Here is a 15350-nt window from a genome sequence, read left to right as displayed (position 1 = left end):
ACAGGAGTTGGGTCGACGGCTGCCCTCCACCGACCGCCCGCACAGCGCACGTGGCGTCTTCGAACGGCCCACCTGACGAGGTCGGGTGTCTCAGCCACGGACCTTGGCCGTACCCGAGGATCGTCCGTCCGGGAGGCGCGATGACCACGCCGGTCCTCGAGCCCAGCGTCGCCCAACAGACGGCGATCGTCGAGCATCTCGTCCGCGCCGTCGTGGCCGACGCCACCGGGGAGTCCCAGGGGGACATCTGCCTGGGTGAGCCGCCCAACGCGCGTTACTTCATGGAGAGTCTCGGGCCCCACAACGCGGACTCGGCAGGCGCTACCGTCAGGCTCGGCCGCATCACGCCGGACAGTCTCGGGTTCGAGTTCGAGGCAGAGAACTCCAGCAGTGTGACGGTGAAGGCCCGCGCCTCCTTCTACTACTCCGCTCTGCCTACCCGAATGCAGCAGCTGGAGTGGGCTGGCCCCCGCGACGAGCCATATCGGCTCGCGCCACTGTTCCGCCAGCTCACGGTGGAAGTCGGGCCGGTGGAGGTGGTGCTGGACCACGAGGCTCGTGTCCGGGACGTACTGCGCCAGGAGTTCCACAGCTCGTTCGAGGAGGCGGTGCAGCAGGCACTCAGGGACCCTCGGATCGACCGGCGGACTGGTGACGACCGCCGCGAGCGGATGGTGCCACCGACGGCGATGGCAGATGACAGCAGCTTCGAGAGGTGGCTGGCAACTGAGGTCACCGGCGCTCCAGTAGTCCCCGCTCCAGACGCGCGCGTTCTACTCACCGTGAGGCCGGTATCCACTCGGCGGCTCCGGGTCACCGCCACTCTGCAGAACATGGCCGAGGAAGCCGTAGTGACCGTGCAGGGGCGTGGCCGCAACGCCGGCCGGACCCGTCGGGACGAGTCCAGGGACAACTTCCTGTTCCAGGCCGGCCTGGAGGTCGAGGGCGACCGACTGCTTCCCATCGTGATGGACCTGGGTGCGGACGCCTACCGCTACTCCGGTGAACTTGCCGCCTACGCCAACAACTGCGGTGTCGAGCCCCGTTGGCACGGCTCCCAGCTCATTGCGGTCCGTAGCGTGCCAGTTCCTGTTCACGACACCCATCGGGCGGTGGCGAGGACCGACGAACAGTGGGGGTACGAGCGGCTCAGTTCGGACCCCCTACCGGTCCTGGATGGCTTGGCGGAGGAAATGGAGGCATATCTGGACAGTCCTGTCTGGCGTGCCGACGATCTGGCGGACAGGCCCAACCTGGCGCGGCGGAAGGAGGCTGACCGTGAGGCATCCGCCCGTGAGGTCGCCCGTTTCCGAGATGGTGTGGCCTGGCTGCGCCGGGACCCGCGCTTGCTGGCCGCGTTCCGTCTCGCGAACGAAACCATGGTGGAGGTCAATCGTCGAAGCAAGCGCAGGAACCTTGGTTGGCGTCTCTTCCAACTGGTCGCGATCGTTAGTCAGCTGGGCGCTCTGGCCTGGCGGGAACACCCTGAGCACCTCTTCACCCCGGGGCTATGGGGTGAAGAGGACAACGCCGACCCCACCGAGGCCGCAACCGTCGTCTGGTATCCGACCGGTGGTGGCAAGACCGAGGCATACCTCGGCCTGGTTCTGGTCTGCATGTTCTACGACCGGGCCCGTGGCAAGGGAATCGGGGTTTCCGCCTGGTGTAGGTTCCCGCTCAGGTTGCTGACGCTTCAGCAGACGCAACGGCAGCTGAACGTGGTGGCAGCGGCCGACACGGTGCGGCGAAGGAACGAGGAAGTACTGCGGGAGCTTGGCGGTGGCCCCGGATGGCCGTTCTTCATCGGCTTCTACGCCGGCGCCGCTAACACCCCGAACTCCCTGACGAGCGACCCGGGTATGCTCGCCAGGCTCCGCTCCAGTGCGGAAGCTCGGCACAAGTACCGCCTCGTTCACGACTGCCCGTACTGCGGCGAGAGGTCCGTGGAGATCCCCCCTCCCGACCCATCCGAGTTGCGACTCAGGCACGTGTGCACGAACTCGGAGTGCGGTCAGACGTTGCCCATCATGGTGGTCGACACGGAGATCTACCGCTACCTGCCCACGGTCGTCGTGGGAACGCTGGACAAACTGGCCAACATCGGCCTCTCGGACCGCTTCGGGGCCCTGTTCGGTGACGTGGACTGTAAGTGCCCCCTTCACGGGTACGGCCGCGGCGGCAAGTGTCACGAGCGCCAAGCACCCGGGCACCCGAAGTCCCCTCCGGAGCGCCTGGCGAAACCTCTGTACGACCCGTCGCCGTCGTTGGAGATCATCGACGAACTCCACATGGTTAACGAGGAGCTCGGCGCCTTCTCGGGGCACTACGAGGGCTTGCTTGCTGAGGTTCAGCGCACGCTGTCGTCACGGCAACGCCCCGACGGGAGAGGGGTGAGGATGAAGGTAGTGGCGACGACGGCCACGATCCGTGGCGAGGACAGGCAGTGCGAGCATCTGTTCGGTCTCCGGTCTGTTGTGGTGCCGCTCCCAGGCCCCAACCTTGACGAGAGCTTCTACTGGCGGCTCGACCGCAGCCTGCCACTGCGTCGGTTCGTCGGGGTGATGCCAACGCGGGGAACCGCGGAGATGACGCTTGTGAGGATCCTGACGTCGGCCCACCGTGCCCTCTGGAAGATCGAGTTGGGCCAGGAGCTCCCGGCCCAACTCGCTGCCTGGTCACCGCAGGAGCTGCAGAGCACCGTGGATCTGTATCGCACGAGCCTGACCTATGCGACAACGCTCGTGGACTTCGGGAAGATTCGGCGCTCCCTTGACACGCAGGTAAACGAGGCCCTCCGCAGGGAGGGATTCCCGGACCTGCAGATCGCGGAGCTCAAGGGAGAGACGCCCCTGGACGAGGTGCGCACCGTCCTGGACGACGTCGGGACCTCGGGCGGCTCCACAAGGATGGTGGTCGCGACGAGCATGGTCAGCCATGGTGTCGACGTCGATCGACTGAACATGATGCTGTTCAACGGAATGCCCAGGTCCATGGCGGAGTACATCCAGGCATCGTCGCGGGTTGGGCGTACGTACCACGGCCTCGTGTTCATGCTGTTCAATCCCGTGCGAGAGCGGGACCGGTCGCACTACCGGTACCACGGCAAGTTCCACGAGTATCTGGACCGCATGGTCGAACCCGTGGCCATCAACCGGTGGAGCCGGTTCGCTGTCCGCCGGACACTGCCGGGAATCCTCATGGGTCAGGTTCTCCAAGTAGCCAATCGGGACTGGTGGTTCACCGGGAATGCGCCCACGCACCTCCACGACCTGTCCCGGATGCAGTCGGCACTCCGCGACACCGGCCAGGGAGGTCTGGGCTCCCTCCAGCTCACCCGGTTGCTGGAGTCCCTGCACGCCGTCTTCCACTCAAGCCGGCCCGAGGCCGAGGAACTCCGCAGCGACCTCGAGGAGATGGTCGAGCACGCACTCGCCAGTATCAGGTCAGCCGGAGCCGCGGCGGGGATAGCGGCTGGCGGCTCCCGCGGGTACCGCGCCACCGGTGACTACCTGGGGCTTGAGCACAGGCCCATGACCAGCCTCCGGGACGTCTCCGAGGGCCTCCCGTTCTACGTACAGTCCGACAGGAAGTCGTGATGGCGTTCAACCCCAGGAGCGACGACATGGCCCGTGACCGCGGCCAGGTCCTCTACCGGTACCGCCCTGGCCAGACCTTCGACCACAGGGCCGGGTACACGGCCCAGGTGGTCCAGTACGGTCGCGACGACGCCTTCGACGGACCGTCCCTGGACAGCGATCATCTCGTCACGGAGGCCATGCGCTTCGTGCGGCGGTGGCGCAGCGCCGGAAGTTCCGTGGCCCAAGGCGCGGACCGGGCTCCGGAGTTCCCGAGCGGCCCACTGGCCGCGCGCCACTACGAGGTCGTCGTCCCAGGTAAGGTCTTCTGTCGCGTCTGGCCTCAGGTCGTCCGCTGTTCCAGTGGACGATGCGGGCACGTGTGGACGGCAGGCGATCCGCGACCAGGGAGTGACGACTGGCCACCTGCCTGCCCCGCCTGCGGTAACAACACGGGGAACCGGCAGCTCCAGTTCGTGTTCGCGCACCGCTGTGGGGAGGTCGTGCAGATGCACCCTCCCCGCGGCTGCCCGCGCGGGCACAACCGGTTCAAACTTGACGACCGCCCCAGCCGGTTCCGCGACTTTCGCTGGGAGTGCATGGGGTGCGGCTTCCACCTCCCGGTGCAGTGGAACTGCAACAACCCGTCGTGCCGGTATCCGGAGAAGTACATGAGCCCGCTCCTGCACACCGCAGGGGCTGCCCATGTGGGCCAAGGCCTCACGCTCGTGAACGTCACCAGCGCCCAGGAGGCCCAGCGACTCAGGAATCCCGTCTACACCACCGCCGTCCTGGGCTGGTGGCTCGGGGAGATCAGTGAGGACGAGTTCCGTAGGCTCACCGACGGACACACCGTAGACGTCCCCGTGGAGGTTGTGGAAAGTATCCAGGCCATGGAGGAGGCCGGCCTGACGGAGAAGGCCCGTGCCCTGAGGTCCCGGTTCATGCCGGTGGAGGTGGACAGCCTACGAGAACGGGTCAGCAAGAGCCTGTCCCTCGACACCGCCAGCGAGGCAGCGCAGACTCTCGCTGCCGAGCTCCACACCTACCGACGGGTGCTCAACCTGGACCGCCTGAGCATTCCCCGCCTCGTTCGTGAAGCTCGGAACCCGGACCGTCGCGCACTCTACGAGCGCTACCCACACGTTCTGGCCGGAGCCGGGTTAGACGAATCCACCTGTCTGGTCAGTGATCTACCAGTCACCTACCTGGCTATCGGCTACAGCCGGACCGGGTTCAGCCCCGAGGAAGCCGACCTTGTCCCGTACCGCGGGCGAGCATCACGGGGCGCATCGGTCAACACCCTCCTCTACGCACATCCGACACAGGCCGAGGCCCTGCTCTTTCCCGTGGACAGAAAGAGAGTGAGCCGCTGGCTGGTCCGCAACAGTCTGGTCCCCGCGGCCGATCTCGAGGAGGCTGGTGGCGTCGCGCAGTGGCTGGTGCACCAGCTCGGGCGGAGCGACGGAGAGTCAGTGCGGCGTGAGAGCCGACCTGCGAAGGACGATCCGGACCTGCCGGTCCACGAGTTGTTCGGGCTGCTGCACTCTCTGTCGCACCAGCTTCTTCGCGCGTTGGCAGTGGACAGTGGCTACAGCGAGACGAGCCTTTCGGAGTACCTCTTCCCTCACGATCTCGCCTTCGCGATCTACCCGAACGGTGGCAGCGACTTCAGCCTCGGCGCCCTACGTACTGTCCTCGAGCAGAACCTGGATGCGGTCGTGACCCGTGCAGTCGACAACGACTCGTGCCTGTACGACCCGAACTGCATGCTCACGAACGAGGGGGCGGATCACGGATGTCTCCAACTTCCTGAGACTGCATGCCAGTTCTGGAACCGAAACCTCTCCCGGTGGCACCTGTTCGGCTCACCCGACGGAGACCGCATCGGCTATTGGGACCCCACCCTCTGAGGTGAGGGAGGGGCCCCTGAGGCCCCTCCCTCACCATGTTCAGCCACAGCCTGACCCAACACGATATGGAGCCCCGATCCCAGTGACACCAGAAGAGGAGCTCCTGGACGCGATCACGTACCGACGCCGCCAGGTCCGGGACAATCCAGCCTGGAACTCGGGCCCGGATCGGATCTACGTCCTCCTCCGGACCGCCACCAGACTACGCGCGATGGAGATCACGGCGGGCCTGGACACTGACGTGCCGTGGGAGAGCGTCCTCGCACAACTGATCAGCTGGCACCACGAGCTTCCGTTCGGTGACGACGAATGCTCCGAGAAGGCCGCCCTCGAGATTGCCCTAGCCGCGGCTGACATCTCCCGCCTCGCCTCCCTGGAGACCAGCATCCGGGCGGGAGCCTACGAGGTCCGTCGGTCGCGGAACATCTTCCGCGTTCGCCACCGCTGGGATCCTGCCGTCGAGGTTGCCGATATCCACCTCGAGCGGCGGGCCACACCCCGCGCCGTCCCGGATCCGTCCGAGATCGAGCTGCGGTGGATCTCCACAAGGCCTGTCGACTCACGAGGCGGACCCCCCATCGAGGTCCTTGCGGCCGCCGTCGAACGAGCCGCCGCCGAGATAGCGGCATACCGGCAGGCCGTGCCGGAGGGCCACCTGCCGGATTCGTTCGCTCTCGGTGATGGTCTGACCGTGGGGGGCATGGCGCGCGTCATGGCCGTACTCATGGGGCTGGCCTCCCTTTGCGAGCACACGGCGATCCGGCTTTCCCGTCTGGAGAGCACTCTCGCCCACATGCCTCTGGCCAGGCTCCACGCAGTCCTCGCCGAGCTGTGTCCCACGGTCCCGGAGGAGCAGAGGATCCTCACCGTGGAACGGCTGATCTTCCGACCGGGACGTTCCAGCAGGACCTCGCCACTCGTGCAACACGGTGAGCAGATCATCCTCTGTCCGCCTCTGTTGACGCCTCGGACGATCGACCCCATCGTGCTTCGATCGGCTGCGTCCGACTTCCGCCGTTTCGGTCCCGTCGGGCGTGAGCTGGGTGAGCGTGCAGTTGCTTGGACGGAGTGGCTCGGGGGTGTGCCCGGGGCGCTGGTTGCTGACCAGGTGCCCGCGTACCGAACTGATGGGAAGCTGGCTGGTGACCTGGATGTCATCGCCGTTGACCCGGTGCGACGTGTCGGGCTCTGCGTAGAGATCAAGTGGCCGATCGACGCAGTAACCTCCACGGAGGTCGTGAAGATCGAGAACTGGGCCACCTCGGCCGCCAGGCAACTCGACCGCCTTCGGGGAGAACTTCGGTCGAACATGGCAACCGTCGACCTACCCGTTGGTTGGCCACCATTCGACGGCATCGACTGGACCTGGTGCGTGGGCACGCCTCAGCAGCTGTGTCTCCGACCGCTACCCGTGCCCGACATGTTCTCGACCTCCCTGAGGTACCTGCACGGCCTGGGCAGGCCGTCCGCGTTGCCGCAGGTGGTGGACATTCTGAGGAAGCCAGTCCTCCCCTCCGAGGGCGTGCACTTCCAGATCACCCGGAAGACCATCCGCATCGGGCCCCGTCTGGTACACCTGGACACGATCGGAATGTCCCCGTACCAGTGGCAACCCAGGTTCCGGTAGCCGAGTGTTGAGGTTGTGGTTGACGTGGAAGAGCAGGAGTGGGTCAGCACGGAGCGCGGGAGCCACCTCCGGGGACGGGTCACCCGCAACACCCGCCCCGAGGTCTCACTGCGGAAGGCCGTCCACGCGCTCGGGCTCCGGTTCCGTCTCCACCGCACTGTCGCGCCACGATGCACACCCGACTTCGTCCTGAGCTGCCCCGTTGGCACGCGCAGTGTTCGTGGCCGGCTGCTTCTGGCACGGCTGCCCACAACACGGGGCCCGCGAGCTCCGAGGGCCCAACGCACAGTTCTGGAGAGACAAGATCACGGCCAACCAGGAACGGGACAGCCGCAACGCCCAGGCCGCGCGGGACGCCGGCTGGCGTGTCATCCGTATCTGGGAGTGTGATGTCCGAAAGGACCCGGGGGTAGCAGTGTCGGCGGTCGCTGAACCGTGGTTCTGGATCACTTTCCGCGGAAAGTGATCCAGAACCACGGTTTTGGGAGAGCGCCGACACGTGGTACCGCCTCGCTTCCGTCCAGCACAAGTCAATTGATCAAACCCGCGGAGAAGAGGACCGCTCGGCGGCCGCGCTGCGGCTTGGGCTCAGCGGATCACCTGTGCTGTGTGGTGACGGCTGGACAACCGGTGGATGATGCACCGATCTGACAGGTGTAGCAGCCAATGCTTCGACTCCCTACTACCATCTGCCTGGGGTGCCTTGGGACGGGGGCGAGAGCGGGCGGTGCCGATGCTCCGTGTGCGCAGTCCCCGCAACCTTCGCTCGTCCGGTTCCCCCGGATGGGCGCGCACTGAGTAGTAGTCAGAACGGGAAGCGAGACCAGAACCGAGCATGATGTACGACATCGCCGCCCCCGAACCTGCGGGCATGGTCGCTTCCCTCAGCTCGCTCGGGTACTCGTTGCCGGCCGCCATCGCAGATCTCGTGGACAACGGCATCTCCGTCGGGGCATCCACAATCGACGTCGAATTCACCTGGGCTGGACGGGACTCGTGGATCGCCGTGGTCGACGACGGTACCGGGATGACCGCAGACGGGCTCGTGACCGCCATGACCGTGGCGGCCCGGGGACCTGGGACACCCCGCAGTGCGACGGACCTGGGACGCTTCGGTGTCGGTCTCAAGTCGGCCTCCTTCTCGCAGGCCCGCCAGCTCACCGTCGCCACCGCGACCTCCGGTATGTGGCACGTGCGCACGTGGGACCTCGACGTCGTCGAGGAGACCGGAGAGTGGCGGTTGCTGCACGGTGCGGATGAGGAGACCACCGAGCTGCTCGAAACGATCCGGGGTACGGCAGAGCACGGCACCGTCGTGCTCTGGCGACGTCTCAACGGCTACCACACCGATGCGGTGGCGATGGAGGACGAGCGGACCCAGAAGCAGTTCTACGCGGAGGCCACCCGAACGGAGTCGCATCTGGGCATGGTCTTCGCCCGCTTCCTCACCGGAGGTCGACGCCGCAACCTGCGGGTCTCCGGCAGCCTCGTCGAGCCCTGGGACCCGTTCCTGTCCCGCCACCCGTCCGTACAGCCACTTCCCGTCGAGCGTCTGCCACTGGGAACAGGTTCCGTGCGGGTGGAGGCGTTCGTCCTCCCCAGCGCACAGAGGCTCAGTCAGGACGAGTACGAGAAGGCTGGCGGCCCACGTGGCTGGCTCGACCAGCAGGGGTTCTACGTGTACCGCCGGGACCGTCTGATCCTGGCTGGCGACTGGCTCGGGCAGCGCGGGTTGCGTCGCGAGGAGAAGTACAACCTGGCGCGGATCGCTGTCGACATCCCTGTCGAGACGGATGTCGAGTGGGGGGTCGATGTCCGGAAGTCCAGCGTCGTCCCACCTGTCGCCCTGCGTTCTCATCTCCGCCGCATCGCCCTCCAGGCCAGGAGAAGGGCCGCTGACGTCCTTCGCCACCGTGGGCAGATCGCAGCTCGAACGCATGGGGACCCGTTGCTGTACGCGTGGAACGTCCGTCGTGCCGACGACCGGGTCACCTGCAGGATCAACCGCGGGCATCCGCTGGTGAAGGCGGCTCTGCGTCCTGGCAGTGCCAGCTCAGCCGACGTGCGTGCACTGATCCGTCTGCTCGAGGAGACCGTGCCGGTCACCGCCCTACGGGTGATGCACGAGACCGACACGAGCGACGACCCCGAACCCTTCGGTGGCCCCGGAGTCGCCGATGCAGAGGCAGCAGAGGTCGCACAGCGGATCTACGAGGCGCTGGTCTCCGACGGCCGCTCGCCGGCCGCCGCTCGCGAACGCCTTCGGACGATGCCCCCCTTCGACCAGCTGGAGGGCTTCTGGACCGGGTGAACCGGATGATGTGTCAGTAGCCGACCCTAGCCCGCCCCCAGCCGTTTCCGCCCAGTCGGAGGTCCAGCGTGAGTTCCACCCCCGAGGACTCCCTTGAGTCCCTTGCCAAGGCCCGTCGCCTGGTTCTCGCACTTCTGTCGCAGGACCGTCAGCCGACACCAGCCGAGGTGCAGAACGCGGTCACCGTCATCTTCGGGATGCTGGCCGGCCAGGGCGAGGTGCTCGACCGTGACCAGCTAGCCAAGGACATCGAGGCCCTGACCGCCGTGTTCCAGGAGGGCTCCTCCGGGCTGGAGAGCAGCAGCGGACACGAGCCCTGGCTACCGGAGGCCAAGAACGACCGGTCCTGGGACTTCTGGGAGCGCTACCGCCGGTACCTGGAGGACGTCAGCAACCTTCCCCCGCTCGTCGTCCGTCGGTTGGACCAGAGCACGGACGACGTCCTGAGTCAGCTCGAGGACCCGCGCCGGGTCGGCTCCTGGCGCCGGACCGGCCTCGTGATCGGCCAGGTCCAGTCGGGCAAGACCGGGCAGTACATCGGACTCGCTGCGAAGGCCGTGGACGCTGGGTACCAGTTCGTGGTGATCCTCGCCGGCATTCACAACGACCTCCGGAGCCAGACCCAGCTGCGCGTCGACGAGGGGCTGCTCGGCTTCGACACCCAACACCAGCAGCGGTCCAACCAGAACGGCAAGTCCCGCCTCATGGGCGCCGGCCGTATGCCCGGTGCCAAGAAGCTCGACATCGCGTCCCCCACCAACAGCTCGGAGAAGGGCGACTTCGGCCGACAGGCGGCGAACGCCGTCAACTTCCCGCTCGGTCGATTCCCCGTGGTTCTCGTCGTCAAGAAGCACTGGAAGATCCTCGAGTACCTGCGTACGTGGGTGACCGAGGTCCAGGGGACGGAGGACGAGACGGGGAACAAGGTCGTACGCGACATCCCACTGTTCATCATCGACGACGAGGCGGACAACGCCTCCATCAACACCGAGCGTGATCCTGACGCGGATCCCACCAAGACCAACGGTGCGATCCGCGAACTCATGAGGAGCTTCGAGAAGTCGGCGTACGTCGGGTACACCGCCACCCCGTTCGCCAACATCTACATCGACCCTGACGTCGACCACGCCGAACTCGGTGCCGACCTCTTTCCCGACAGCTTCATCCGCACCCTGCCGTCTCCGACGAACTACCTCGGCCCAGAGCGGGTGTTCGGGCTCCAGGTCGACGCCGACGACGAGGAGGACGTGCCGCCTCTTCCGCTCGTACGCCTGGTGGAAGACGCGGAGAGCTGGATTCCCAGTAAGCACAAGTCCTCCTACACCCCCTCCGACGACCTTCCTCCCTCCCTCCGCGAAGCGATTGCCTCCTTCGTCCTCGCCAGTGCAGCGCGACGGGCACGGGGGCAGGTGAAGGTCCACAACTCGATGCTGGTCCACGTCACCCGCTTCACCGCGGTCCAGGGGATCGTCAAGGACCAGGTGGACGACCACCTGCGTCTCCTCGTGGACTCCCTCCGCGACCGGTACGGACAGGCTCCGCAGCGCATGGCAGAGCTTCAGGCTCTGTGGGAGCGGGACTTCGTCCCGACCACGGGGCATTTCACGGCGGACGAGGCTCAGCGCCTCACCTGGGAGGAGGTGTCCAGCCAGCTCCTTCCCGCACTACGCAAGATCGTGGTCAAGACGGTGAACGGCACCTCACGAGACGCGCTCGACTACTACGAGCACCGGAGGGCCGGCCTCTCCGTCATCGCAGTCGGCGGCCAGAAGCTCTCCCGAGGACTCACCCTGGATGGCCTGACCGTCAGCTACTACCTGCGTACGTCCAGCACGTACGACAGCCTGCTGCAGATGGGCCGCTGGTTCGGGTACCGGCCTGGGCACGAGGATCTCTGCCGTCTCTACACCACTCCCGACCTGCAGGCCAAGTACATCGAGGTGACCGCTGCGACGGATGAACTGCGGCGTGAGGTAGAGGAGATGGCTGCAGTGGGCCTCACCCCACGACTCTTCGGCCTGAAGGTACGTGCCTCCTCACTGGGCCTCGCGGTCACGGCGGCCAACAAGATGCGCCAAGGCACGAAGGTGATGCTCAGCTACTCCGGTGAAGGGCCGGAGACCGTGATCTTCAATGTGGCCGACGGAGTTGTAGAGAACAACCTCAAGGTCCTCGGAGACTTCGTACAGAGGCTCGACGGTCTCACGACTGCCGGCCAGGAGGCACCAGGCGCCAGCGTGGTGTGGGGACGGGTGCCCTCCGACCCCATCGTCGAGTTCCTCTCCGGCTATGAGACCGATCGAATGGCACAGCGAGTCCGCCCCCGGTTCATCGCCAAGTACATCGAACAGTGCATGGCTGTGGGCGAGCTTCCACAGTGGACAGTTCGCCTGGTCGGCAAGAGGACCACGAAGGACTGGCAGAACGTCGCTGGTTACAACGTGGGGCCCGTGGAGCGTACAGCGCTCAACGACGTCAAGGCCGAGGGCCGATACACGATTCGCCGTCTGCTCAGTCCGCCCGACGAATACCGTGATCTGGACGACCCGCAGGTGGAGGCCGCGAAGGAGAGGACACGGGAGGCTGCGGCGCGCAAGAAGCGCGAGAAGGTCCCCCAGTCCCCTTCGGGCGAGCAGATCCGCTGGCAGCGCCGACCCGACCAAGCACTGCTGCTCGTCTACCTGATCGAGCGGCCGGCGACCGAGGACGGTCCGGCCCAGTCACCGCTGGTGGGCTTCCAGTTGAGTTTCCCGGAGTCTGAGCACCAGTCCGACACCGAGTACGTCGTCAACAGCATCTGGCAGAAGGAGGGCCTTGACGCCCTCGATGACGACGAGGAGGACGGGGAGTGACGATCACCGAGGCCGAGTGGCACGATCTGGAGGCTCCCCAGGACGCTCCCGGTCGGTCCAGGATTCGCCTGCATCCTGACGCCCCGTTGGACGTCTACCTCTCCGTCTCCCACCCGGCACGGCAGCGCATGCTCGTTCTCAGGGCCGACGCCCGCTCAGCGGAGCACATCGTGCGGTCCGTGAGCAGGCTACCCCGTGCGGCCGGTCTCGAGATGAGCCTGAGCGCTGTGTCGCGTCTCGAGTACGAGCTCCAAGTGGTCCTCACCGCCAACGAGCTCCGGGAGGTGTTCAACCCGCTCGTCACGGACGTCGCTGACACGGTCAGAGAGGCCCCGGGGGCCGCAGCAGCTCTGACGGCAGCGGTGGAGAGGTTCGAGCGGTGGCAGGACCTCCTGCGTGCTGTTGGCAGTGACGGTCTCGGTCCCGAGGCCCGCCGAGGACTCTTCGGTGAGCTTCTGGTGCTGCACGACCGCATCCTGCCCGTCGTCGCCGCGGCTGTGGCCGTCGAGGCATGGACAGGGCCGAGTGGGGCCAACCAGGACTTCCAGCTGCCTGGGGTCGCGGTGGAGGCGAAGGCAAGCACCGCCAGGCAACCCCGGAGCATCCGGATCGCGAGCGAGCGCCAGCTGGACGACACCGGAACGCCCTCGCTCCTGCTGTCGTTGGCCATGCTCGACGAACGCCGGGGCGGTTCGGGAGAGAGCCTCAACCGCCTGGTGGATCGGATTCGGGAGCGCCTCACCAGCCCTGCCGTGCGTGCCGCCTTCGACGGCCGACTCGTGCAGGCCGGCTACCTCCCCGGACAGCGCAACCTGTACGAAGAACCTCGCTACACCCTCCGTGACCTGCGCTTCTGGCACGTACGGGAGAACTTCCCGAGAATCGTGGAGGCCGATCTTCCCGAAGGTGTCGGAGACTGCACGTACCACGTGAGCACCTCGGGGCTGGATCAGCACCGCGCCAGCACCGACGAGGTGACCGCACTGATCGGGGGAATCGATGTCTGAGCTCGACCTGTCCCAGTACGCCCGCGACCTCGTCGCGGACGTCCAAGCGACCGCCGACGCCGAGGGGACCACCACCCCGGAAACGTTCACGCGGCGAGTGTTCGAGGACTTGGAGCAGGCCGGCATCGCGTCCAACACGTTCACCGCGTATCACGGTGCACATGGGCATCTGGTTCACGGGTACGGAATAGGTGACTCAGGGGAGTGCCTCGACCTCTTCGTCACGGACTTCGAGCTGGACCCCCTGCAGTCGAAGCTGACAAAGGGGCAGACCGAGACCGCGTTCAAACGGCTCCTCACGTTCGTCCGGCGATGCCGGGACGGACTGCGCCAGCACATCGACGAGTCCTTCGACGTCTACGACATGTGTGCCGCGGTGGAAAAGGCGCTCACCGAGGTGCAGCGGATACGGCTCTTCCTCCTCAGCAACCGTGTCGGCACGGGCACCGTGGTCCCGCCCACCGACTTCGACGGGCTCCCCGTGACCCACGAGGTCTGGGACTTGGCGCGACTGCACCGCCACGCGACCTCCGGCAGCATCAGCGAGCCCATCGTGGTCTCGTTCGACCCCCCGCTGTCCTGCGTCTCGGCACCCAGCAGCGAGCCGGACCACTCGGTGACCCTGGCGGTTATCCCCGGTCAGAGACTGGCGGCTCTGTACGGGGAGTACGGCACGAGGCTCCTCGAACTGAACGTCCGTTCCTTCCTTCAGGCCCGTGGGTCGGTCAACCGCGGTATCCGGGAGACTCTGCTGAACTCCCCAGGCAGGTTCCTGGCCTACAACAACGGCATCACTGCAACTGCCTCGCAGGTCGACTTCGCCTGCGGTCCGGACGGCAGGCCGACAGGCATCTCCCGGGTGCACGGGCTCCAGGTGGTGAACGGTGGCCAGACGACGGCGTCGCTGCACTACGCGTCCAGCCGCGACAAGGCCGACCTGTCACACGTGATGGTGCAGATGAAGCTGACCGAGGTCTCTCCGGAGCGCCTCTCGGAGATCGTCCCGATGATCTCCGAGTACTCCAACACGCAGAACCGCGTGACGTTGGTCGACTTCAGCTCGAACCACGAGTACCACGTGGCCCTCCAGCGGATAACCAGGTCCCTGTGGGCGCCGGCGACTGACGGCAGCGGTCAGGAGACCCACTGGTTCTACGAGCGGGCACGCGGCCAGTACACCGACGAGGTGGCCAAGGCACGGACCCCCGCGAAGCAGCGCACGTTCAAGAAGCTCAACCCGACGAAGCAGAAGTTCACCAAGGCGGACCTTGCGAAGTACGTGAACTCCTGGAACCACCTTCCCTTCCAGGTCAGCCGTGGTGCGCAGAAGAACTTCGCCGTGTTCATGGACCAGATCGGCGAGGCGCCACCCCGCGTCGACGTCCAGTACTGCCAGCGCGTGATCGCCATGGCCGTCCTCTTCAAGGCAGTCGACCGCATCGCCGCGAACCACGAGGCCGGCAGCTACAAGAGCATGATCACGACGTACACCATGGCCCGCCTGTCGCTCGCGACGGAGCAACGCATCGACCTCGACAGGATCTGGCGGGAGCAGCGGATCTCCCCGGTCCTCGAGGCAGCGATCGACGACCTCTGCCCCAGGGTCATGAGGGCGGTGACCAGGCCGCGTGAGGGTAACCACGTGGGCGAATGGGCCAAGAAGGCCGTCTGCTGGGACGCCGTCTCCCGCGTGGCCTGGTCCGTGCCTCGCGACTTGGAGGCGGAGCTGCGTGACCGTCCTCTGGACGAACAGGCACTCGCGGGAGGCGCGGAGGGCGCCACGGGAGCGAGCGACGAGTTGGCTTCGATCCCCGCCGACGAGTGGTTCGCCATCGAACACTGGGCGAAGGAGACGCACAACCTCGACCCGTCGCAGCGCCAGCTCGCCCAGTACGTCGGCAGGCGGCTCGAACTGGACCAGGCGATCCCCGAGGCACAGGCGGTACAGGCGCTGCACGCTCGGAACGAGGCACTGTCCCTCGGCTTCGTTCCAGGCCCGTAAGCCCGACTCCTTGTCGGCCCTCAGAGCTCCCCGCGTTCGAGCAGATCCCTTACGGCGTCCTCG

8 protein-coding genes are annotated in these 15350 nt (G+C 66.4%); all 8 read left to right on the top strand.

From position 1 onward, the window contains the following. Positions 1 to 140: 140 nt before the first annotated feature. The 8 genes from PUR56_RS18340 to PUR56_RS18305 all read left to right on the top strand — a co-directional run bounded on the left by PUR56_RS18340 (position 141) and on the right by PUR56_RS18305 (position 15287). Positions 141 to 3596 (top strand): helicase-related protein, encoded by a 3456-nt coding sequence (locus PUR56_RS18340; RefSeq protein WP_329949727.1) that lies wholly within the window; start codon positions 141 to 143, stop codon positions 3594 to 3596. Then, positions 3596 to 5488, top strand: a complete 1893-nt coding sequence (locus PUR56_RS18335) for a hypothetical protein (protein ID WP_329949726.1) — start codon at positions 3596 to 3598, stop codon at positions 5486 to 5488. Before PUR56_RS18340 ends, PUR56_RS18335 begins: the two co-directional genes overlap by 1 nt. Positions 5489 to 5570: 82 nt before the next feature. Further along, on the top strand, positions 5571 to 7115 hold the full coding sequence (locus PUR56_RS18330; RefSeq protein ID WP_329949725.1) for a hypothetical protein: 1545 nt from the start codon (positions 5571 to 5573) through the stop codon (positions 7113 to 7115). Positions 7116 to 7130: 15 nt separating this feature from the next. Further along, positions 7131 to 7505 (top strand): hypothetical protein, encoded by a 375-nt coding sequence (locus PUR56_RS18325; RefSeq protein ID WP_329949724.1) that lies wholly within the window; start codon positions 7131 to 7133, stop codon positions 7503 to 7505. A gap of 445 nt (positions 7506 to 7950) precedes the next feature. Beyond that, positions 7951 to 9426: an ATP-binding protein gene (locus tag PUR56_RS18320; RefSeq protein WP_329949723.1), complete on the top strand. Its 1476-nt coding sequence runs from the start codon at positions 7951 to 7953 to the stop codon at positions 9424 to 9426. Positions 9427 to 9494: 68 nt separating this feature from the next. Next, positions 9495 to 12278 carry a Z1 domain-containing protein gene (locus PUR56_RS18315; RefSeq protein WP_329949722.1) on the top strand — a complete coding sequence of 928 codons (2784 nt, stop codon included), beginning with the start codon at positions 9495 to 9497 and terminating at the stop codon, positions 12276 to 12278. Continuing rightward, positions 12275 to 13285: a PD-(D/E)XK motif protein gene (locus tag PUR56_RS18310; protein WP_329949721.1), complete on the top strand. Its 1011-nt coding sequence runs from the start codon at positions 12275 to 12277 to the stop codon at positions 13283 to 13285. The genes PUR56_RS18315 and PUR56_RS18310 overlap by 4 nt, the downstream gene beginning before the upstream one ends. After that, on the top strand, positions 13278 to 15287 hold the full coding sequence (locus PUR56_RS18305) for an AIPR family protein (protein WP_329949720.1): 2010 nt from the start codon (positions 13278 to 13280) through the stop codon (positions 15285 to 15287). The genes PUR56_RS18310 and PUR56_RS18305 overlap by 8 nt, the downstream gene beginning before the upstream one ends. Positions 15288 to 15350 lie beyond the last annotated feature (63 nt).

Source organism: Streptomyces sp. BE303 (genome assembly GCF_036290945.1).
Classification (GTDB): domain Bacteria; phylum Actinomycetota; class Actinomycetes; order Streptomycetales; family Streptomycetaceae; genus Kitasatospora.
This window is presented reverse-complemented; position numbering and strand designations above follow the sequence as displayed.

Excerpts from the sequence above, each read along its gene's own strand:
- PUR56_RS18335 (WP_329949726.1), top strand. The coding sequence starts at position 3,596 with ATGGCGTTCAACCCCAGGAGCGACGACATGGCCCGTGACCGCGGCCAG.
- PUR56_RS18340 (WP_329949727.1), top strand. The coding sequence starts at position 141 with ATGACCACGCCGGTCCTCGAGCCCAGCGTCGCCCAACAGACGGCGATC.
- PUR56_RS18305 (WP_329949720.1), top strand. The coding sequence starts at position 13,278 with ATGTCTGAGCTCGACCTGTCCCAGTACGCCCGCGACCTCGTCGCGGAC.
- PUR56_RS18320 (WP_329949723.1), top strand. The coding sequence starts at position 7,951 with ATGATGTACGACATCGCCGCCCCCGAACCTGCGGGCATGGTCGCTTCC.